General features: G+C 34.9%; 20 protein-coding genes. 16 read left to right on the top strand and 4 right to left on the bottom strand.

The window, feature by feature from the left end; genetic code table 11:
• Window positions 1-212 precede the first annotated feature (212 nt).
• Window positions 213-1,553: a sigma 54-interacting transcriptional regulator gene (locus tag JG776_RS09400; RefSeq protein ID WP_291966894.1), complete on the bottom strand. Its 1,341-nt coding sequence runs from the start codon at window positions 1,551-1,553 to the stop codon at window positions 213-215.
• Between the two features lie 357 nt (window positions 1,554-1,910).
• Here JG776_RS09400 and JG776_RS09395 point away from each other — a divergent pair, with 357 nt between their 5' ends.
• From JG776_RS09395 to JG776_RS09360, 8 genes are all read left to right on the top strand, one after another.
• Window positions 1,911-2,945, top strand: a complete 1,035-nt coding sequence (locus tag JG776_RS09395) for an L-erythro-3,5-diaminohexanoate dehydrogenase (RefSeq protein ID WP_027307981.1) — start codon at window positions 1,911-1,913, stop codon at window positions 2,943-2,945.
• A 17-nt stretch (window positions 2,946-2,962) separates the two neighbouring features.
• Window positions 2,963-4,225 (top strand): lysine 2,3-aminomutase, encoded by a 1,263-nt coding sequence (gene ablA / locus JG776_RS09390; RefSeq protein ID WP_291966893.1) that lies wholly within the window; start codon window positions 2,963-2,965, stop codon window positions 4,223-4,225.
• Between the two features lie 11 nt (window positions 4,226-4,236).
• Window positions 4,237-5,247, top strand: a complete 1,011-nt coding sequence (locus JG776_RS09385; RefSeq protein WP_291966892.1) for a hypothetical protein — start codon at window positions 4,237-4,239, stop codon at window positions 5,245-5,247.
• A complete protein-coding gene (locus JG776_RS09380) occupies window positions 5,244-6,818 on the top strand; it encodes a hypothetical protein (RefSeq protein ID WP_291966891.1) in 1,575 nt (524 codons plus the stop codon). Before JG776_RS09385 ends, JG776_RS09380 begins: the two co-directional genes overlap by 4 nt.
• 10 nt (window positions 6,819-6,828) lie before the next feature.
• Window positions 6,829-8,388: a lysine 5,6-aminomutase subunit alpha gene (locus JG776_RS09375; RefSeq protein ID WP_291966890.1), complete on the top strand. Its 1,560-nt coding sequence runs from the start codon at window positions 6,829-6,831 to the stop codon at window positions 8,386-8,388.
• Window positions 8,381-9,169 (top strand): OAM dimerization domain-containing protein, encoded by a 789-nt coding sequence (locus tag JG776_RS09370; RefSeq protein ID WP_291966889.1) that lies wholly within the window; start codon window positions 8,381-8,383, stop codon window positions 9,167-9,169. The genes JG776_RS09375 and JG776_RS09370 overlap by 8 nt, the downstream gene beginning before the upstream one ends.
• A gap of 189 nt (window positions 9,170-9,358) precedes the next feature.
• Window positions 9,359-9,991, top strand: coding sequence for an MBL fold metallo-hydrolase (locus tag JG776_RS09365; RefSeq protein ID WP_291966888.1), 633 nt, complete (start codon window positions 9,359-9,361; stop codon window positions 9,989-9,991).
• Window positions 9,992-10,388: 397 nt separating this feature from the next.
• The gene (locus JG776_RS09360) at window positions 10,389-11,987 is read left to right on the top strand and encodes a CTP synthase (RefSeq protein WP_291966887.1); all 1,599 of its coding nucleotides are present in this window, start codon (window positions 10,389-10,391) and stop codon (window positions 11,985-11,987) included.
• A gap of 112 nt (window positions 11,988-12,099) precedes the next feature.
• Here JG776_RS09360 and JG776_RS09355 read toward each other — a convergent pair whose 3' ends face one another.
• The 3 genes from JG776_RS09355 to JG776_RS09345 all read right to left on the bottom strand — a co-directional run bounded on the left by JG776_RS09355 (window position 12,100) and on the right by JG776_RS09345 (window position 14,371).
• Window positions 12,100-12,975, bottom strand: coding sequence for a diacylglycerol kinase family protein (locus tag JG776_RS09355; RefSeq protein WP_291966886.1), 876 nt, complete (start codon window positions 12,973-12,975; stop codon window positions 12,100-12,102).
• A gap of 170 nt (window positions 12,976-13,145) precedes the next feature.
• Entirely contained in the window at window positions 13,146-13,961 is an 816-nt protein-coding gene (locus tag JG776_RS09350) for a 3-keto-5-aminohexanoate cleavage protein (protein WP_291966885.1), read from the bottom strand.
• 5 nt (window positions 13,962-13,966) lie between these two features.
• A complete protein-coding gene (locus tag JG776_RS09345; protein WP_291966884.1) occupies window positions 13,967-14,371 on the bottom strand; it encodes a hotdog domain-containing protein in 405 nt (134 codons plus the stop codon).
• A gap of 153 nt (window positions 14,372-14,524) precedes the next feature.
• Between JG776_RS09345 and JG776_RS09340 the strand changes: the two genes are divergently transcribed.
• The 8 genes from JG776_RS09340 to JG776_RS09305 all read left to right on the top strand — a co-directional run bounded on the left by JG776_RS09340 (window position 14,525) and on the right by JG776_RS09305 (window position 21,411).
• Window positions 14,525-14,920, top strand: coding sequence for a hypothetical protein (locus JG776_RS09340; RefSeq protein WP_291966883.1), 396 nt, complete (start codon window positions 14,525-14,527; stop codon window positions 14,918-14,920).
• 24 nt (window positions 14,921-14,944) lie between these two features.
• Window positions 14,945-15,592 carry a fructose-6-phosphate aldolase gene (fsa, locus tag JG776_RS09335; protein WP_291966882.1) on the top strand — a complete coding sequence of 216 codons (648 nt, stop codon included), beginning with the start codon at window positions 14,945-14,947 and terminating at the stop codon, window positions 15,590-15,592.
• A 381-nt stretch (window positions 15,593-15,973) separates the two neighbouring features.
• The gene (gene glpX, locus JG776_RS09330; RefSeq protein WP_291966881.1) at window positions 15,974-16,927 is read left to right on the top strand and encodes a class II fructose-bisphosphatase; all 954 of its coding nucleotides are present in this window, start codon (window positions 15,974-15,976) and stop codon (window positions 16,925-16,927) included.
• A gap of 506 nt (window positions 16,928-17,433) precedes the next feature.
• Window positions 17,434-18,384 carry a class II fructose-bisphosphatase gene (glpX, locus tag JG776_RS09325; protein ID WP_291966880.1) on the top strand — a complete coding sequence of 317 codons (951 nt, stop codon included), beginning with the start codon at window positions 17,434-17,436 and terminating at the stop codon, window positions 18,382-18,384.
• Between the two features lie 469 nt (window positions 18,385-18,853).
• Window positions 18,854-20,239 (top strand): transcription termination factor Rho, encoded by a 1,386-nt coding sequence (gene rho, locus JG776_RS09320; protein ID WP_291966878.1) that lies wholly within the window; start codon window positions 18,854-18,856, stop codon window positions 20,237-20,239.
• 109 nt (window positions 20,240-20,348) lie between these two features.
• Window positions 20,349-20,561, top strand: a complete 213-nt coding sequence (gene rpmE, locus JG776_RS09315; RefSeq protein ID WP_273963719.1) for a 50S ribosomal protein L31 — start codon at window positions 20,349-20,351, stop codon at window positions 20,559-20,561.
• 54 nt (window positions 20,562-20,615) lie between these two features.
• Complete coding sequence (locus tag JG776_RS09310) at window positions 20,616-21,194, top strand: thymidine kinase (RefSeq protein WP_291966875.1); 579 nt, start codon at window positions 20,616-20,618, stop codon at window positions 21,192-21,194.
• Window positions 21,195-21,198: 4 nt separating this feature from the next.
• A complete protein-coding gene (locus JG776_RS09305) occupies window positions 21,199-21,411 on the top strand; it encodes a DUF3006 domain-containing protein (protein ID WP_291966873.1) in 213 nt (70 codons plus the stop codon).
• Window positions 21,412-21,624 lie beyond the last annotated feature (213 nt).

The raw sequence follows: 21,624 nt of genomic DNA, 5'->3' as shown, positions 1-21,624 counted from the left end.
CTAAGCTTTTCTTTGTTTGAAAAAGTCCTACCCTCGCGATGCCATCGTCCTGATGGCCGCTCGGCTCGGCACGTCCTGTGCCGAATTACGGACTTTTTCTTCGTCTAAAGCTAAGAATTGCTAAAGCTTATGAAAGAGCCTATTGAAATCCTTTCATGGGGCTTTTACATACTTTAGCTAACAATTAGGTTTGTCAACAATCTGTTTTTATTTTAAAAGTATTTTTTTATCTTGTACTGCAGTGTTTGTCTTGGTATCTTTAACCTTTTGGCGGCAAGGCTTATATTAATGTTGCTCAAGCTTAACGCATCCTCAATTAACTTTTTTTCATATCTTTCTATAGACTCCTCAAGAGAAATATTATTGCAGCCTTTTATCTGTTCAGGTAGGTCGTCCATTGTTATTGTATTATCGTCCTTTAGGTTTAATATTCTCTCTATAGTATGTTCAAGCTCCCTTACATTTCCAGGCCAGCTGTAGTTAATTAAACAATCAAGAGCCTCATCTGTTATATGTATTTTATCTTTTCCAAGTTTATTTTTATATTTATTTATAAAAAAGTTAACAAGAAGAGGTATATCAGTCCTTCTATCCTTAAGCTCTGGTATTTTTATTGATATTACATTTAGTCTATAATATAAATCTCGCCTAATTAATCCTCTTTTTAAGCATTCTTCAGGGCTTATGTTGGTGGAGGCAATAAATCTAACATCAACCTTCTTTTCCTTTACATCTCCAATCCTCCTTACCAATCCATCCTGCAAAACCCTTAAAAGTTTTGCCTGAAGGGTAGGAGGCATAGAGTTTAGCTCATCAAGATAAAGAGTTCCTCCATCTGATAGTTCCAAAAGTCCAGGCCTATCCTCTGAGCCTGTAAAGCTTCCCCGCACAGTTCCAAATAGAATCCCCTCAAGAAGTGTTTCTGGCACAGCAGCACAGTTTTGAGCAATAAAGGGCCCATTTCTTCTTTTGCTGGCAGAATGTATAGCCTGTACAAAAAGTTCCTTACCTACCCCAGTCTCTCCATATATAAACATAGGAGAAGAAGAATTAGATGCCTTAATTGCTATATTTTTTATATAGAGCATCTCACTGCTCTCGCCGATTATATCCATAAAGGTGTATAACCTTTTCTCTACGTTTTTTCCATCCTTTTTAGTTATGAGTTCATTTTTTAGCTTCATTATTTCGTCGGTCATTTTTTTTACGCTGGTTAAATCCCTTGAAATTTCAATAGCACCTAATATTTTTTCTCCATTTAAGACAGGAAGTGTTGTGTTTTGTGTTGTTATTTTTTCACCCTTGAAGTTAATGAAGGTTTGGATGTTGTCCTTAATTGAAGTTTTAGAATGAAGAACATTAAGTAGTGTACTATTTCTCTTTGAAAGGGAGGGGTAAACCTCAAGGATGTGCCTCCCTAAAACTTCGTCTAAATTTATATTATCAAGTTTTTGTGCCTTTTTATTGAGAAAAACAATCCTACCCCTATTATCTATAATTGTGATTCCATCCTCTAAATTATCGAAAATATCATATACATTTTTATCAAACATATACCTTTCCCCCTATTAGTGATTAAAAATCGGCACAATATGCAGAATTTTCTGCAATTTTTATTTTACCATATTATAGATTAAATTACCATTGTTTATTTTAGTAAAAAATATTGCTATGAATTTTTATGTATGAAAAAAATGATAACAATGCATAGCATATTTTTGTAGCTAATTTAAAATATATATGCCCAAAATTCATCATACATAGAAAAGATAATATAAAATGAAGTAAATTTTGCAATTGTTTTTAAAGAAAACATAGTAAATATAGTGCATAGTTAATATAAATATAATCTAAATTTTGGCATAAACTTTGCAATATTATTTTCAAGATAAACATAGGGGGGATTTTTTATGAGAGGATGTCCGTACGGAACACACAGAGTTATAGAACCAAAGGGGGTTTTACCTCAAACAGCATTTAAAATTGATAATACAATGGAGATTTATGACAACGAAATATTAATTGATGTAAAGACACTAAATATAGATTCTGCAAGCTTTACTCAAATAAAGGAACAGGCTGGAGGAGATATTGAAAAGATAAAGGAGATAATGCTAAACATAGTTAAGGAGAGAGGAAAACACCAAAACCCTGTTACAGGTTCAGGTGGAATGCTAATAGGCGTTGTTGAAAAGATAGGAAAGGATTTAGAGGGAAAAATTGACCTTAAGGTTGGAGATAAGATAGCAACCCTTGTTTCACTATCATTAACTCCACTTAGAATAGACAAGATTTTAAATGTTAAAAAGGATATAGACCAAGTGGATATAGAAGGAAAGGCAATCCTATTTGAAAGTGGTATATATGCAAAACTTCCTGATGATATGCCAGAGACATTAGCACTTGCAGCACTTGATGTTGCAGGAGCACCAGCCCAGACTGCAAAGCTTGTTAAACCAGGTGATTATGTTTTAATACTTGGTGCAGCAGGAAAGAGTGGACTTCTATGCTGTTATGAAGCTAAAAAGCGTGCAGGGGTAACTGGTAAGGTAATTGGTTTAGCAAGACCAGGAAAATCAGCAGAGAGATTAAAACAAACAAATCTTTGTGATGTAGTAATTGAAGGGGATGCAACACAGCCGGTTGAAGTCTTAAATAAGGTTCTTGAATGCACAGGTGGAAGGTATGTGGATATTGCAATTAACGTTGTAAACATACCAAATACAGAAATGTCAACAATTCTTCCAGTTAGGGACGATGGAATAGTTTATTTCTTTAGCATGGCAACAAGCTTTACAAAGGCAGCACTTGGAGCAGAAGGCGTAGGAAAGGACGTTAATATGATAATAGGAAATGGATATACAAAGGGGCATGCACAGATAACACTTGAGGTTTTGAGGGAGAGTAAGCTATTGAGAGAAATATTTGAAACTATTTATGTTTAATTGTGAGGGGGATTTAAATGAGGGATTATAGGAGTATTGAGCTATTTAAAAATGTAACCAAAGAAGAGTGGAATGATTGGAAATGGCAGGTTAGAAATAGAATAACAACCGTTGAACAGCTAAAGAAGGTTATAAACCTTCTGCCTGAAGAGGAACAGGCAATAGAGAGGTGTCTAAAAACATTAAGAATGGCTATAACTCCATACTATGCAACCTTAATGGATAAAGATGATCCTCACGACCCTATAAGAAAGCAGGCAGTTCCAACATTATCAGAGCTTAATTTTTCAAGCTGTGATATGAGTGATCCATTACACGAGGATGCTGACTCTCCAGTACCAGGTTTAACCCACAGATACCCCGATAGAGTACTTCTTTTGATTACCGATATGTGTTCTATGTATTGTAGGCACTGTACAAGAAGGAGATTTGCAGGGCAGACAGATTCATCGCTTCCTTTAGATAGAATAGACAAGGCAATAGAATATATAAAAAATACTCCACAGGTTCGAGATGTTTTGTTATCAGGTGGGGATGCTCTACTTGTTGATGATGATAGACTTGAGTATATAATAAAGAAACTTAAGGAAATACCCCACGTTGAGATAATAAGAATAGGTACAAGAACACCAGTTGTAAACCCTATGAGAATAACTCAAGACCTATGTAATATGCTCAAAAAATATCATCCTATTTGGCTTAATACTCATTTTAATCATCCAAAGGAAATAACAGAGGAGTCAAAGAAGGCCTGCGAAATGCTTGCAGATGCAGGCATACCACTTGGAAACCAATCAGTTCTTTTAAGAGGAGTAAATGATTGTGTTCACATTCAGAGGAAACTTGTTCACGAATTGGTTAAGATGAGGGTAAGACCATATTACCTATACCAATGCGACCTATCACAGGGAATTGAACATTTTAGAACAAAGGTTTCAAAGGGAATAGAAATTATAGAAGGATTAAGAGGACACACATCAGGTTTTTGTGTTCCGACCTTTGTAGTTGATGCACCAGGTGGAGGTGGAAAGACTCCAGTTATGCCTCAGTATGTGATTAGCCAATCTCCAAAAAAGGTTGTTTTAAGAAACTTTGAGGGAGTCATTACAACATATACTGAACCTGAATATGTTGAGGAAAAATGTACCTGCGATGTATGTAGAGGTAAGGAGCAGGATGAGGTGACTGGAGTTTCAATGCTTCTTGAGGGAGATAAATTAAGTTTTGAACCAGATGTTTTATTAAGGAGAGAAAGGGCAAAGAATTATAAAAACAAATAGAAGGTGGGTAGATGAATTTATACTGTGCAATAGATACCTATAAAAAGATATCAATACTTGGTATGAGTAAAAATTCAGGAAAGACAGTGGTTTTAAATGAGATGATTGATATTTGTAAAAAGAAAAAGAGAAAAGTCTGCCTTACCTCAATAGGCGTAGATGGAGAGGGAAGGGATATTGTATACAAAACTCAAAAACCTAAAATCTACGCCTATGAGGGCACATTAATTGCAACTTCAGAGGAGGCACTAAAAAGTTTTAGTGCAAAGTATGAAATAATCGATATTCTGCCCTTTTCAACCTGCCTTGGAAGAATAGTTATAGTTAAAATTATAAGGGATGGATATGTGCTTTTAGCAGGTCCAGATAGTAATAGAGAAATAGCTAAAGTTTCAGATATGATGCTTACCCTTGGGGGAGATATTGTACTAATTGATGGTGCACTAAATAGAAAAACTCAGGGTTCCCCTTCTATAACTGATGCGTGCATACTATCAACTGGTGCAAGTCTCTCAAGGGATATTAATATAACAATAAAAAAAACAAAGCATACAGTGGATATGTTAAGCCTTAATAAAGTACAGGAGGATATTTTAAATAAAATAAATACACTAAATTTTAAAAATGTATTATTAATAGGGGATAACACCATTGATACGAATATAAAGACATCCTTAGGCAATGAGGATGAAATATTAAATAGAATAGATAAAAATATAAAATATATCTACTTACCTGGAAGTTTAACAGGAACTTTTCTAAATAAAATAAAGGGACTTGAGGTTGATATAATTGTTAAAGATGGAACAAAGATATTTATAAACAGGGAGGATTATGATAGTTTTAGGGGGGCAGGAGGTAATATATATGTATTAGAAAGGATAAATCTAATATGTGTAACCCAAAATCCAACTTCCCCCTTTGGTTACTATTATAATCCTGATGTGTTTTTGCAAAATTTAAGGAGGGCATTATACCCTCTTGATGTATATGATGTTTTGTATGAAGGAGTGGGGGTATGATTTTAAAAGATACATTAAAGAATATTGGAATGGACTATGTTTTATCTATCTTAAATGTAAGAACCCCCTATGGAAAGGAAAGGTTAAATTCGTTAACTTTGTATAAAAATGAAGATGAGTTAAATAGGCAGTATGACTGTATAGAGTTTTTAATGGGTTTTATACAGAATAATAAAAGGGATTATAATAATATTTTGTCCCTTCTTGAGGGAATAAAGGAGATAAGAACATCGATAAAAAGGGCAGTGTCAGGTTCTGTTTTAGATGTATCTGAACTATTTGAAATTAAAAATTTCCTAATAAATGTTCGGGAAATATGTAAAATACAAATGGATAATAACTTCATAGATGAGTTGAAGCTCTTTAGAATACCCTATTTAGAAAATATTTTAGACATAGAGGGGCAAAATAGCAGAAGCTTTTATATATACGATAGCTACAGCCAAAGATTAAAGTCGATAAGGAGTGAAATAAAGAATTATAACAAAAGATTAAATCTTTTAAGGGAAGAAATTAAAGAGAAGGTTGAACAAAAATACGGTGTTTATGTTAAGCAAAACAGCGAAATTGTGATATCAAGGGATGATGTTAAAATAGAAGAGGTCCTTTGTGATAAAAATCTAAGACAGGCTCTAAAGACGCCCTACTATATCATTTTTTCACTTGAGCTTGGGGATGAGGGAGATAGGATTAATAATATAATAGAAAAGCTAAAGGCAGAAGAGGAAGAGGAAGAGTATAGGATAAGAACATATCTAACAGAGAAAATTAAAGAAGAGGAAGAAAATTTCAATAGGTTAATTGTCTTAATTTCAGAACTTGATTTGCTTCTTCAAAAGGCAGAGCTTGCTATAGAGACAAAATCAGTAAGACCTAATATAAATAACAGTATTGAGATAAAAATAGTAAAGGGACGCCATCTAAAGGTTGAGGCTGAACTTAAAAAGAAGGGAGTAGGATATACACCAATTTCAATAGATTTAAAAAAAGGTTCAACAATAATTACAGGAGTAAATATGGGGGGTAAGACTGTTACATTAAGGCTGATTGGTCTTTTATGTATTATGGCTCAAATGGGATTTTTTGTGCCTTGTGAATTTTTTAGCTTCTTCCCCTTTGAATATTATTTTTGTCAAGCAGGTGATATGCAGTCGCTTGATAATGGACTATCAACCTTTGGTGCAGAGGTTTTGGCACTAAATGAGGCTGTTAAATACAAAGATAAGATGGGACTTGTACTTATAGATGAAATAGCAAGGGGAACAAATCCAAAAGAGGGACGAGCAATATTAAAGGCTATTCTATCATATTTTAATACCTTAAATTCTGTTTTGGTTGTAACAACACATTTTGATGGAGTAGATGATATAGTAAGACATTACGAGGTTGTGGGCCTTAAAATAGGAGAGGATGTGAAAAACATTTCTCTTAAGGATTTGAATCTATATATGGACTATACCTTAAGGGAAGTCTATGGAAAGTACGAAGTTCCAAAGGATGCGATAAGGGTGGCAAGGCTTCTTGGTTTTGAGGAGGAAATACTTAATTTGGCAGAAAAATACCTAAAGTAGGGGGGATAATATGGCATATATAAACTTAAATGAAGAGCTTATAAAAAGGGCAAGGGATGCAGCAAGAAACATAGCACTTGATACTCAAAAGTTTATAGACCTTCATTCAACCGTTTCAACCGAAAGAACCATTGCAAGGTTATATGGAATAGATGGAGTAGATGAAAATGGAGTTCCGCTTCCAAACAGAATAGTTGACCACATCAAGGAAAACGGTGCATTAGAGGATGGGTTATCATATTATTTAATAAATGCTGTACTTGAGACAAATCTATCGACACAGGAGATTGCAGAGGAGGTTGCAAAGGGAAATTTAAATATAGTTAAATTAAACAAACACAGCTTAGAAGAAATTAAAAATAGGGCCTTAGAACTTGCATATCCAATGGTAGAAAGGATAAAGGAAAATAGAAAAAAGAGGGAAGAAATGATTAAAAATATAGGTGAAGGGGATAAGCCTTACCTTTATGTAATAGTTGCAACAGGAAATATATATGAGGATGTTGTACAGGCACAGTCTGCAGCAAAGCAGGGAGCAGATATTATTGCGGTGATAAGAACAACAGGTCAGAGCCTTCTTGACTATGTGCCCTATGGTGCAACAACCGAAGGTTTTGGAGGAACCTATGCAACGCAGGAGAATTTTAGAATAATGAGAAGGGCCCTCGATGAAGTAGCTTTAGAGGTTGGAAGATATATAAGGCTTTGCAACTACTGTTCAGGTCTTTGTATGCCTGAGATTGCAGCGATGGGAGCAATGGAAAGGTTAGATGTAATGCTAAATGATGCCCTATATGGAATACTTTTTAGAGATATAAATATGCAAAGAACAATAGTTGACCAGTTCTTCTCAAGAGTAATAAATGGATTTGCTGGAGTAATCATAAATACAGGAGAGGATAACTACCTAACAACAGCGGATGCAGTAGAGGCAGCTCATACTGTTTTGGCGTCACAATTTATAAATGAACAGTTTGCAAAGATGGCAGGAATTTTAGAGGAACAGATGGGGCTTGGACACGCCTTTGAAATGAATCCAGACCTTAAGGATGGATTTTTACTTGAACTTGCACAGGCACAGATGGCAAGGCAGATATTCCCTAAGGCACCATTAAAATATATGCCTCCTACTAAGTTTATGACAGGAAACATATTTAAAGGACATATTCAGGATGCACTATTTAATGTTGTATCTATTTGGACTCATCAGGGTATACAGCTTCTTGGTATGTTAACAGAGGCAATCCACACTCCTTTTATCTCCGACAGAGCCTTATCTATTGAGAATGCAAGGTATATATTTAACAATATGAAGTCGATAGGCGATGAAATAGAGTTTAAACGTGGAGGACTTGTAGAAAAAAGAGCAAATGAAGTTTTACAGAAGGCTACAATGCTTCTTGAGGAGATTGAAAAGGAAGGATTATTTACAACCCTCGAGAAAGGAATTTTTGCAGACATTAAGCGTTCAAGATACGGAGGAAAGGGATTAGATGGAGTATTTAAAAAGGGAGAAAACTATATAAATGAGTTCATACCTCTAATGTTAGGAGGTGCTAACAATGAGTAGTGGACTTTATTCAATGGAGAAGAAGGATTTTGACAAAACCTTTGATAAAACAAGGGTTAAAGCCTATGGAGATACAATGAATGATGGAAAGGTTCAGCTATCCTTTACACTTCCTCTTCCCTATTCAGAGGAGGCAAAGGAGGCGGCAAGGCAGCTTGCAATGAAGATGGGAATTGATGAACCTAATGTTACCCATATGATGGATTTAGGCGTAGGATATACATTTTTTGTTGTATATGGTTCCTGTATACACTCTGTTGATGCAACAAAGATAGTAGTTCCAAAGGTTGAGACCAGCACAATGTCAATGGATGAGGTGGATGAATATATCAGAAGGAACATAGGAAGAAAGGTTGTTGTAGTTGGGGCTTGTACGGGTACAGATGCCCATACGGTTGGAATAGATGCAATTATGAATATGAAGGGATATGCAGGACACTATGGGCTTGAAAGATATCAGATGATAGAGGCATATAACTTGGGAAGTCAGGTTCCAAATGAAGTATTGGTGGCAAAGGCAATTGAGGTAAATGCCGATGCAATTTTAGTATCACAGGTTGTAACTCAAAAGAATGTACACATTCCAAATATGACTGAACTTGTAGAAATAGTTGAAGCAGAGGGTATAAGGGATAGGGTTGTATTAGTGGCAGGGGGGCCAAGAATTAGTCACGAGCTTGCAAAGGAGCTTGGTTATGATGCGGGTTTTGGAGCAGGTTCCTTTGCTGAGGATGTAGCTTCTTTTATAGTTCAGGAGATGGTAGCAAGAGGTATTAAGTAGATAGATTTAAGTATGTCCCATTAAAGGATTCAAAAGGCTTTAAATTAGGCTATCCTTTAATGGGACTTTATTATCTTGACTTCTTATATTTTATAATCATTTGTGAAATTTTTTAAAATTTTTGCATAAAACCAGTCCATTTATGATATTATATATACAAATAAACATATACTAATCGGGAGGGGTTTTATGCGAATAAAATGGTTAGGCCACGCCTGCTTTAAGATAACATCAAAAAACGGAATACGAATAGTAACAGACCCATTTGATGATAACGTAGGATATAAACTTCCTAAGGTAAGTTGCGATATAGTTACAACAAGCCATAATCACTACGATCATAACTTTACAGATTGTTTAAGTGGAGATTATACAATAGTAAATAAAGTTGGCAACTTCTATATAAAGGATATAGCAATAAGAGGAGTACATACCTATCACGATGAAGAACAGGGTGCAAAAAGAGGAGATAATATAGTTTATGTCTTTGATGTGGATGGTAAAAAGGTCTGCCACCTTGGAGATTTAGGACATAGGCTAACAAAGGCACAGATAGAAATGATAGGAGATGTAGATGTTCTTTTAATTCCTGTTGGAGGAATATATACAATCGATGCAGAGGCGGCACGCGATGTGTGCGAGAGCCTAAATGCAAAGGTAATAATACCTATGCACTACAAGACAAAACCATTAAAATTTGAACTAAACTCAGTTGATAAGTTTTTAGAATATTATCCTTATACAAAGCTTGATAAACCCTTTATAGAGATAACGGATGATATGCTAAAGGAAAGACATATATATGTACTTCACTATGAATAGGAGGCAAATTTGCCTCCAGGCTATTGAAAAAGTTATATATTGATTAGCCCCATGAAGGATTTCTTGGGCATTCGTTCATTTCGCTAATCAATTCTAAGATTTTCTTTGTTTGAAAAAGTCCTACCCTCGCGATGCCATCGTCCTGATGGCCGCTCGGCTTGGCACGTCCTGTGCCGAATTACGGACTTTTCCAAAGTCGAAAAGCTAAGAATTGCAAAAGCTCACGAAAGAGCCCATTGAAATCCATTCATGGGGCTTTTTCAAAATTTAGCTAACAAGTAGGTTTGTCAACAATCTCGAGGCAAATTTGCTTCTCTTTTATATTCCCTCTTGCACAAATCTAAAACATAAAGTAAAATATAAAAGTTAAATGAAATGAATATAAAGGAGGCTTATTATGGCAACCAAATACATATTTATTACAGGTGGTGTAGCGTCATCTCTTGGAAAAGGAATAACCGCAGCATCCCTCGGAAGACTACTTAAGTCCCGCGGGCTAAAGGTGTCCATACAAAAGTTTGACCCTTATATAAACATCGACCCAGGAACAATGAGCCCATATCAGCACGGTGAAGTTTTCGTTACAGACGATGGTGCAGAAACAGATCTTGATCTTGGTCACTATGAAAGATTTATCGATGAGAACTTGTCTAAAAACAGCAATGTCACAACAGGCAAAATCTACTGGTCAGTTATCCAAAAAGAGCGTAAAGGTGAATATCTTGGTGGAACAGTTCAAGTTATCCCACATATTACAAACGAAATAAAGTCAAAGGTTTACAAGGTTGCAAAGGAAAATGATGTAGATGTTGTTATAACTGAAATAGGTGGAACAGTTGGAGATATAGAAAGCTTACCTTTCCTTGAGGCAATAAGACAAATCAAGTATGAAGTTGGACGTGAAAATGTTCTTTTTATACACGTTACTTTAGTTCCATACCTTGGTAAGGCAGGAGAACTTAAAACAAAACCAACACAACACTCAGTAAAGGAACTAAGAAGCATAGGTATTCAGCCTGATATAATTGTATGCCGTTCAGAAAAACCACTATCTCGTGAAATGAAGGACAAGATTGGACTTTTCTGCAACATAGATGGAGAATCAGTAATACAAAACCTTGATGCTCCAACGCTTTATGAAGTTCCTCTTATGCTTCACGAAGAGGGATTAGACTCTCTTGTTGTAAAGAAACTAAACATAGATGCAAAGGAAATAGACCTTACAGAGTGGAAGGTAATTGTTGAGAGATTAAAGAATTTAAAGCACAGGGTAAAGATAGCCCTTGTTGGAAAATATGTAGAGCTTCACGATGCCTATATGTCTGTTGTTGAGGCTCTAAAGCACGCAGGTATTTACAACGATGCGGATGTTGAAATAGATTGGATAAATGCCTGTGATGTAGATGAAAATAACTATGTAGATATATTAAAGGATGCAGATGGAATATTAGTTCCAGGTGGATTTGGAGATAGAGGTATTGAAGGCAAGATACTTGCAATAAAATATGCACGTGAAAATAATGTTCCCTTCCTTGGAATATGCCTTGGAATGCAATGTGCAGTAATTGAATTTGCAAGAAATGTAGTAGGTCTATCTGGTGCAAACAGTTCAGAAATAGATCCAAACACAAAATATCCTGTAATTGACCTTATGGATGAACAAAAGGATATTGATGAAAAGGGCGGAACAATGAGACTTGGACTTTATCCTTGTAAGTTAAAGGAAGGAACCTTCTCCTATGAAGCCTATAAGGATGAGATAATATATGAAAGACACAGACATAGATATGAATTTAATAACGAATACAGGAGCCAAATAACAAAAATGGGAATGGTACTTGCTGGAACAAGCCCAGATGATAAGCTTGTTGAAATAGTTGAAATACCAAACCACAAGTGGTTTGTTGGTGCACAGTTCCACCCAGAATTCAAATCAAGACCAAACAGACCTCACCCACTGTTTAGAGACTTTGTAAAGGCTGCATTAAATAAGTAAGAAGGAGCTGTCAGATGACAGCTCCTTTCAATTATATTCTAACATTTCGTATAAATAGATGTATTGTATAAATAAGCTAAATAAGCAAAATGCAATTTCATAAAGTTCTGATTTAATGTGTTTTTTTAGGATAAATTAAATTAATATATTTACTCTTTAATTCAAATTTTACTTCGTTAGCAAGGAAGGTCTCGCCATCTAAATTTACAGCAAATAAGTCGTCAGACTCTATTTTTACCCTTTTACCTTTATAGAAATTAACTTCACTAAAATCTTTATGATTTCCTTTTATATATTTATTTAAAAGGAAAGGTATTTTAATCTTGTTTATTTTTCGTATATGGCAAATATCAAATTTGCCATCAAATATATTGGAATCAGGTGTTGGCATTATCCCACCACCATAGTATTTTCCATTTGAAATTGTAGTTAAGACAGTTTCAGATTCTATATTAGTGTTATCAATTTGTATTTTCAATTGCTTATTTTTGTACTGTATTAACGTATTTATAAGATGATAAAGATAGCTTGTCTTACCACTAAATATTTTTTTACCTCTTTGAACTTTGTGGGCTATTTCAGCATCTAATCCAACGCTTGCTATATTTATAAAATATTTATTAAAGCATTTTCCTACATCGCATTTTTTATAATCTGATTTGATTAATACTTCTAAGATTTTATCAATATCCATTGTTTTATATATTGTTCTTGCAAAGTCGTTTCCTGTACCACAGGGTAATACCCCAAGGGCAACATTACTATCTATAATTCCATTTAATACTTCATTTAAAGTACCATCGCCTCCAACAGCAATAATTCTTTCGAATTTTGATATGTTTTTGTTGGCAATTTCTACAGCGTTTTCAGGATAATTTGTAAACTCGATTGAATAGTGTATACCATTTCTTTCACATATATTTTTTATGTTGTCAACAGCCTTAATAGCACGTCCATTACCTGCCTTAGGGTTTACAATAAAAAGCATAATATCCCACCTTTAAATTCAAATTAAGTAGAGGTTGTATTAAAGGGATAGGTTTAAACAATATTAATAGTGCTTATAAAGCCCCTTAATAGACACAGTTTAAATTAATAAAATCCATTTAAGGGGCTTTATAAAAAATATATAGTAGTTTTAAAATAATCTTTATTTAATTACTTTATATTTAAAATCCTTCTTGCTTCATTAGGAGTTGCAACTTCTCTTCCAAGTTCCTTTGCTATTCTTACAACCCTTTCCACAAGCTGTGCATTTGATTTTGCAAGCTCACCTTTATTATAGTATATATTATCCTCAAGTCCAACTCTAACGTGTCCACCAAGCAGTATAGCAAAAATAGCCATAGGAAGTTGATGCCTTCCTATGCCTGCAACTGTCCAGGTTGAACCTTCTGGTATTGACCTTACCATATATGTAAGGCTGTCTATATCAGCAGGCATACCTGATGGAACTCCTAAAACAAAGTCAAAATGAAGTGGTGTATCTAAAAATCCCATTTTAACAAGCCTTTTTGCGTTTTCAATCATTCCCCTATCAAATACCTCTATTTCAGGTTTAACATTAAATTCCTTCATCTTTTTTGCAAAGTTTATGAGGGATGGGAAACTATTAACAAAAACTTCATCACCAAAGTTTATTGTACCAGCATCAAGTGTTGCCATCTCAGGTCTTAATTCCACAGGTGCAAGACGTTCCTCATCACTCATACCAACAGCACCACCTGTTGTTACTTGTAATATTGCATCAGGGCATCTTTGCCTTATTGCATCAAGTATTACTCTAAATCTTTCTTTATTTTGTGTTGGTGTTCCGTCATCCTCCCTAACGTGTATATGCAGTATTGATGCACCTGCCATATATGCCTCATAGGCTGATTGTGCCATTTCTTCAGCAGTATATGGTACAGCAGGATTTTGTTCCTTTGTAACTTCTGCACCAGTTAGTGCACAAGTTATAATAAGCTTTTCCATACCAATTACCCCCTATTAAATCTTTGTTTGTCCTTTGGAACAACACAGGTTCCTGACGCTCTGCATACGACAATAGGATTATCAAGAACATCACAGGCAGAATCGTTGTTAGGAATGTTTGCAGAAGTTATAACCTTTCTTGCTTCAAACTTCATTTTCCTTGATGTATTGCCAACTTCAATTATTTCACCAATAGCCTCAATATAATCCCCAGCATATACAGGTGCTAAAAATTCAACACTATCATAGGCTCTAAAAAGTCCTTCATCACCATCGTGTCTAATTAGAAGCTCTGTTGCAACATCTCCAAACAATTGTAACATTTTTGCACCATCTACCAAATTTCCAGCATAGTGTGCATCGTGACTGGACATTCTTACCCTAATTACAACCTTTTCTCCAATTGGCATATCGTTACCCCCTTAAAAAATATTTTCATAATATTTATATTCTTCAAACAACAATCAAATCCTTTTTTATAGACATAGACAAAAAATATTTTTTTCGACAAAGAAGGAATTTGAATTTAAGTGAAGAATATATGATTATGGAGGTGAAAAAAAATGATTATGGATTCTTCCATTAAGGCTGCTGTAAAGTGCAGTGAGTGCGGAAGGTACACAAGTTTTCACATAAATTTATTCGAGGCAAAAAGGCCAACAAGTAGGAGATGTTCCTGTGGAAATATTGTATTTAAAGTTAGTGCTACTAAGGGAGAAGTTGACATAGATATACCGTGTATAGCTTGTGGGGAAACACATAGATATAAATATAAAATAAAGGATTTAATAGATAAATCAGTTAATATTTTAGCTTGCCCTGTTTGTGGTATGGAAATTGCCTTTTTGGGGAAAGAATATCTTGTAGATGATATGGTTAATAGGTATATGGATGATATGCTTGAATTATTAACTCATCTTGGAGTTATAGATAAAACAAAGAGATGGGTTATAAAATAAAATATTACAATGGGGAGTGATTATATGAAACTATTTATCGACACTGCCAATGTTGATGAAATTAGAGAGGCAGAAAGACTTGGGATAATCTGTGGAGTTACTACAAATCCTTCTCTTATTGCAAAGGAAGGAAGAGACTTTGTTGAAGTTGTAAAGGAAATTACTGAAATAGTTGATGGCCCAATCAGTGCAGAGGTAATAAGCCTTGAGGCTGAGGGTATGATTAGGGAGGCAAGGGAACTTGCTAAAATACATAAGAACATAGTAATTAAGATACCTATGACACTTGAGGGATTAAAGGCTGTTAAGGTTCTTTCAAAGGAAGGAATTAAAACAAATGTTACATTGATTTTCTCATCAGCACAGGCTCTACTTGCAGCAAAGGCTGGTGCTACCTATGTTAGCCCATTTGTGGGAAGATTAGATGATATAGGGCATAATGGAATGACATTAATTGAGGAGATAGTGAGAATATTTGATAACTATGGAATAGAAACAGAGATAATAGCTGCAAGCATAAGACACCCAATGCACGTTGTTGAAGCAGCACTTGCAGGTGCCCATATTGCAACAGTACCATATAAGGTGCTTGTTCAAATGGCAAAACACCCTATGACTGATATAGGAATAGAAAAATTCCTAAAGGATTGGGAAACTGTTCCTAAAAAATAATTCATATTGTTTATAAGAAGGCCTAACTAAAAGATTCATTTTTAGTTAGGCCCTTTATTTTTGGTTATAAAGTGCCACCCAGGTGAAATGTGACATTTTCTAATTATAACCTCCATTTTCTTTAAAATTGTACCTATCTTGTTTGGGAGTGATTATAGAAAGACAGGTTGGGTTGTATAGAATATTCCCTAAAGAATTGTAAAACAATAAGACCAATGAAAGTTAGATAATTTCACATTTCATCTAAGTGGCACCAAATAGTATATCACATTATATAAATATATTTTAACATAAATATATTTGACAAACAATTAACGTAAAGAGTATAATAATAAATGTTGATTAATGGATAAATAGTATAGCACAATAGGAGGAATTTTTATGAATATGGATTTAGCACTTGGGCTTGTTAGGGTTACGGAGGCTGCCGCAATTAATGCTTCAAAATATATGGGACGTGGAGATAAAAATGCTGCTGATGAGGCTGCTGTAGAAGGTATGAGGGCTATGTTTGATAGTCTTCCAATTAAGGGAACGGTTGTTATTGGTGAGGGTGAAATGGATGAGGCACCAATGCTATATATAGGAGAGGTACTTGGAAGCGGTGACTATGAGGTGGATATTGCTGTTGATCCTTTAGATGGTACAAGCTTTGTGGCAAAGGGAATGCCAAATGCACTTGCTGTTGTTGCAATTGCAGAGAAGGGCTCACTTCTGCATGCACCTGATATGTATATGGAAAAGCTTGTTGTGGGACCAAAGGCAAGAGGAGTAGTATCGCTGGATGCTCCTTTGAGTGAAAATATAATAAACGTAGCAAAGGCTCTTAATAAAGATGTATCAAATGTAACTGTTGTAATACAGGACAGACCAAGACATAAACATTTAATGGATGAGGTAAGAAAGGTAAATGCAAGATTAAAATTATTTAACGATGGAGATATACAGGAGGCAGTTGCAACGTGTTTTGATGAGAGTGGTGTAGACATTATGGTTGGAATAGGTGGAGCACCTGAGGGGGTTATAACAGCTGCTGCAGTAAAGTGTATAGGTGGAGATTTTCAAGGGAGACTTTTCCCAACCAATGATGAGGAAAAGCAGAGATGTTTCAATATGGGTATAACTGACTTAAGTAGGGTTATGCAGCTTGATGATATAGTAAAGTCAGATGATGTATATTTTGCAGCAACAGGAGTATCTGATGGAGATATACTTAAGGGAGTTGTATTTTTAGGTAAGGATAGGGCAAAAACAAGTTCTATTGTAATGAGGGCAAAGACAGGAACTATAAGGTACATAAATGCTATACACAATTTAACTAAAAGAGGGTATTAAATCTTAATAGGAGCCTATTGGCTCCTTTCAGGCTGCTGAAAAAGTTATATATTGATTATCCCTATGAAGGATTTCTTAAGCATCGGTTCTACGGCTTAAGCAATTCTAAGCTTTTCTTTGTTTGAAAAAGTCCTACCTTCTTGATATCATCGTCCTGATGGCCGCTCGGCTCGGACGTCCTGTGCCGAATTATGGACTTTTTCAAAGTCAAAAAGCAATAATTGCTAAAGCTCATGAAATGTGCCATTTTGAAGTCCTTTCATGGGGCTTTTTCATATTTTAGCTAACAAATGGGTTTGTCAACAATTTTAAAAGAACGCTATTGGCTCCTTTTTTATGTATAGTTATAATTTTAAAAAAACGGAGGTTATAATTAGAAAATGTCACATTTCACCTGGGTGGCACTTTATTGAGTAGCATATATAAAAAATATGTTATATTATATATTGACTTTGAGTATATAAAGTATATATAATATAATTAGCAATTTGGAATGGGGGAGTAATATGGATATTGATTTGGCTTTATCTTATGTTAGAGTTACAGAGGCAGCAGCCATTAGTGCCTCAAAACTTTTAGGAAGAGGAGACAAAAATGCAGCAGATGATGCGGCAGTTTCTGCTATGAGAAGGATGTTTGATTTAATTCCAATAAGAGGTAAAGTTGTAATAGGGGAAGGAGAAATGGATGAAGCTCCTATGCTCTATATTGGTGAAGAGCTTGGTATTAGAGATGAGGATAGTATAGAGGTTGATATTGCAGTTGATCCGCTTGATGGTACTAATCTTGTAGCAAAGGGACTTCCAAATGCACTATCTGTTGTTGCAATTTCTCCAAAGGGAGGACTTTTACACGCTCCTGATATGTATATGGAAAAAATAGCTGTAGGAAGAAGAGCAAAGGGGTGTGTGTCTTTAGATTCACCACTTGAGGAGAATATAAAAAATGTAGCAAGAGCTTTAAATAAAAAGGTTGAAGATGTAACTGTAATAATGCTTGATAGAGAAAGGCATTATGGTCTTATGGAAAAGGTCAGAAAAGTAGGTGCAAGGATGAAACTTATAACAGATGGTGATATTGCAGCTGCAATATCAACAGGGTTTGAGGATACTGGAATAGATATTATGGTTGGTTCAGGTGGTGCACCTGAGGGAGTAATAGCTGCTGCTGCATTAAAGTGTTTGGGAGGAGACTTTCAAGGAAGGCTATGTATAACGTGTGAAGAAGAAAAGAGACGATGTATTGAAATGGGAATAATGGATTTAAATAAGTTAATGTATATAGATGATATAGTTAAGGCAGATGATGTATATTTTGCTGCAACAGGTGTTTCAGATGGCGACCTTCTAAAGGGTGTTGTGTATTTGAGTAAGGACAAAGTAAAGACACAATCTGTAGTTATGAGGTCTAAAACTGGAACAGTTAGATTTATAAACGCAATTCATAGATTAAGTTAATAAGATAGAATATAAGGTGCCAAGTATATGGCACCTTGTTTAATTATGCAATTGTGAACTACTTATATAGAGGTAGAGGCTTTGTAGTAGCTAATACTCAAAATAGATAAAGGTTTTCTAAGCTTACAGGGTTGTTTCATCCTAAATAATACTGCTATTGGTTTTATTATATAGCTTCTTTTTACTATGTAATTATTTTGTTTTTTTTTAGAAAAGTGATATTCATCATTCATTAACAGAATTATATAACTTCTGTTCTTATTTATTAAATTAGTAGGATTTTAATTTGTTAATTATGTTTAACAGTATTAGTTCTACTTTACATTTTTAATAGAGAGTATTAAAATAATAATAGTCGAGTCTTATAGTCTGTTCTATTCGTCTATTTCCCCAGTTATCCGAATTTAATAAAAAAGTTTCATTATAGAGTTAAATGTCCTTATGTGATGTAAAAATATGGAGGTGTAGTATGAATTTTGAAGAATTGAAGAGTAAGACGCTGGAGGAGCTAAGGCAGATTGCAAAGGATTATGATATAAAATCTGTTTCAAAGTTCAGAAAAAGCGAACTTATCGAGGAAATATTAAGGTTAGAAGAGGAGAAGAGCAGGATAAAACCACAAGAGATTATAGTACCTGAAATTGAAGAAGAAAAAAGTGAACCGCTTCGTGATGAGGAGATAAAGCTTCACGATATAGATGTAGAAAAGAGGGAAAAGATACAGGAACTTCTTCAGGATGCTGATACGGTCGAGGGTGTATTTGAGCTTATAGAAAATCAGCAGTATGGCTTTTTAAGACTGGATAACTACCAACAGGGTCCAAGGGATATATATGTATCTCCGTCACAAATAAGAAGATTTAATTTGAAAACGGGTGATTTAATAAAGGGTAAGGCAAGGTTCCCAAAGGAGACTGAAAAGTATAAGGCACTTATATATCTACAAGAGATTAATGGAATGCATCCTGAAAAGGTAATAGGAAGAAAAAGTTTTGAAACATTAACTCCAATATATCCAAATAAAAGACTAAGTCTTGAGGTTTCAAGTGGAGATTTAGCAACAAGACTTATAGATATTTTAGCTCCAATAGGAAGAGGACAAAGAGGGCTTATTGTTGCACCTCCAAAGGCAGGAAAAACTGTTCTTTTAAAGAAAATAGCAAATGCAATAACAACAAATCACCCAGATGTTGAGCTTATAGTTCTTCTAATAGATGAAAGACCAGAGGAAGTAACAGATATGCAAAGGTCTATAAAGGGTGAGGTAGTATATTCAACCTTTGATAATGAGCCTGAAAATCATACAAGAATAGCAGAACTTGTTCTTGAAAGAGCAAAGAGGCTTGTTGAGCTAAAGAAGGACGTTGTTATACTTCTTGATAGTATTACTCGTCTTGCAAGAGCATATAACCTTACAATAAACCCAACGGGAAGAACATTATCAGGAGGTCTCGATCCTGGTGCGTTGATTCAGCCTAAGAAGTTTTTTGGAGCGGCAAGAAATATTGAAGAGGGTGGAAGTTTAACAATACTTGCAACAGCCCTTGTTGAAACAGGAAGCCGTATGGATGATGTTATTTTTGAAGAGTTTAAAGGTACTGGAAATATGGAAGTACATCTTGATAGAAAGCTTCAAGAAAGAAGAATATTCCCTGCAATAGATATATATAAATCAGGTACAAGAAGAGAGGATCTTCTATTAAATGAGGATGAAAAATCAGCTGTTATGGCTATAAGAAGACTCCTTGCAAACGAAACAACTCAAGATGCAACAGAAAAACTGTTAAATTCAATAGCAAGAACAAAGACAAATAAAGAATTTGTACAGATGGCCTCAAAGGTTTTGAAGGATTAATTTAGATATTGAAAAACTATAATAAATGTGGTATAATCTTAAAAGTTGACGGAAGGTACTACATAAAGCTTATATATTATGTTAAGAATATATGAAAGAGGTGAAATAAATGAGAGACATCCATCCAAATTACAATCACGATGCAGTTGTAAAGTGTGCTTGTGGTAATACTTTCACAACTGGATCAGTTAAGAAGGAACTTAAGGTAGAAATCTGTTCAAAGTGCCACCCATTCTTCACAGGAAAGCAAAAGATGCTTGTTGAACAAGGTGGAAGAATGGATAAGTTTATGAAGAAGTACAACCTAAAGATTGAAGAATAATTTCATTTGACCGGCGTGCCGGTCTTTTTTCATATAATAGGATGGAGGGATATTATGTACGGCCCAAAGGATCACGGATATATCGAGGTTATAGTAGGTCCTATGTATAGTGGAAAAAGTGAAGAACTTATAAGAAGAATTAAAAGAGCAAAGATAGCAAAGCAAAATGTATTGGTGTTCAAGCCTATAATTGATAACAGATATAGTAAAACTTGTGTTGTTTCCCATACAGGTATAAAGGAAGAGGCAATTTGTATTCAAAATCCAGAGGATATATTAAATTATGTTAAGGATACAACTGATGTAGTTGCGATAGATGAAGTTCAGTTCTTTGATGAAAGGGTAGTAGATGTATGTAAAAAACTTGCAGACAAGGGCAAGAGGGTAATTTGTGCAGGCCTTGATATGGACTTTAGAGGAGAACCCTTTGGGCCTATTCCAAGGCTTCTTGCCATTGCAGAGTTTGTAGATAAAATTCAGGCTATATGTGTTGTTTGTGGAAATCCTGCAACAAGAACTCAAAGACTAATTAACGGAAAGCCAGCAAAGTATAGTGACCCTATTATTTTAGTTGGTGCAACTGAAGCATATGAGGCAAGATGTAGAAAGTGTCATATAGTGCCTAAGGAGTGATTTTATGAAGGGTGTTGTAGACAGGATTGAGGGGAATATGGTTGTAATTGCTTTAGATGATGAAGATGTAGTTGAAGTAGATATTAAGAATTTTGACAATAAAGTAAAAGAAGGGGATGTTGTATATAAAGGCGTATATAACTGGGTTGTGGATGAAGAAGAGACATTAAAGAGAAAAAAAGAAGTAGAAAATTATCTAAATTTATTTGATGAATAATTTTATAATGAAAAATCCAGTATCTTAAGGTATGAGATACTTAGATTGTTGACAAACCTACTTGTTAGCTGAATTTTGAAAAAGCCCCATTAAAGGATTTCAAAAGGCTCTTTTATGAGCTTTAGCAATTCTTAGCTTTTCGACTTTGGAAAAGTCCGTAATTCGGCACAGGACGTGCCGAGCCGAGCGGCCATCAGGACGATGGCATCGCGA

Origin of the sequence: Caloramator sp. (genome assembly GCF_020054765.1) — a bacterium.
GTDB lineage: Bacteria > Bacillota > Clostridia > Clostridiales > Caloramatoraceae > Thermobrachium > Thermobrachium proteoclasticum.
This window is presented reverse-complemented; position numbering and strand designations above follow the sequence as displayed.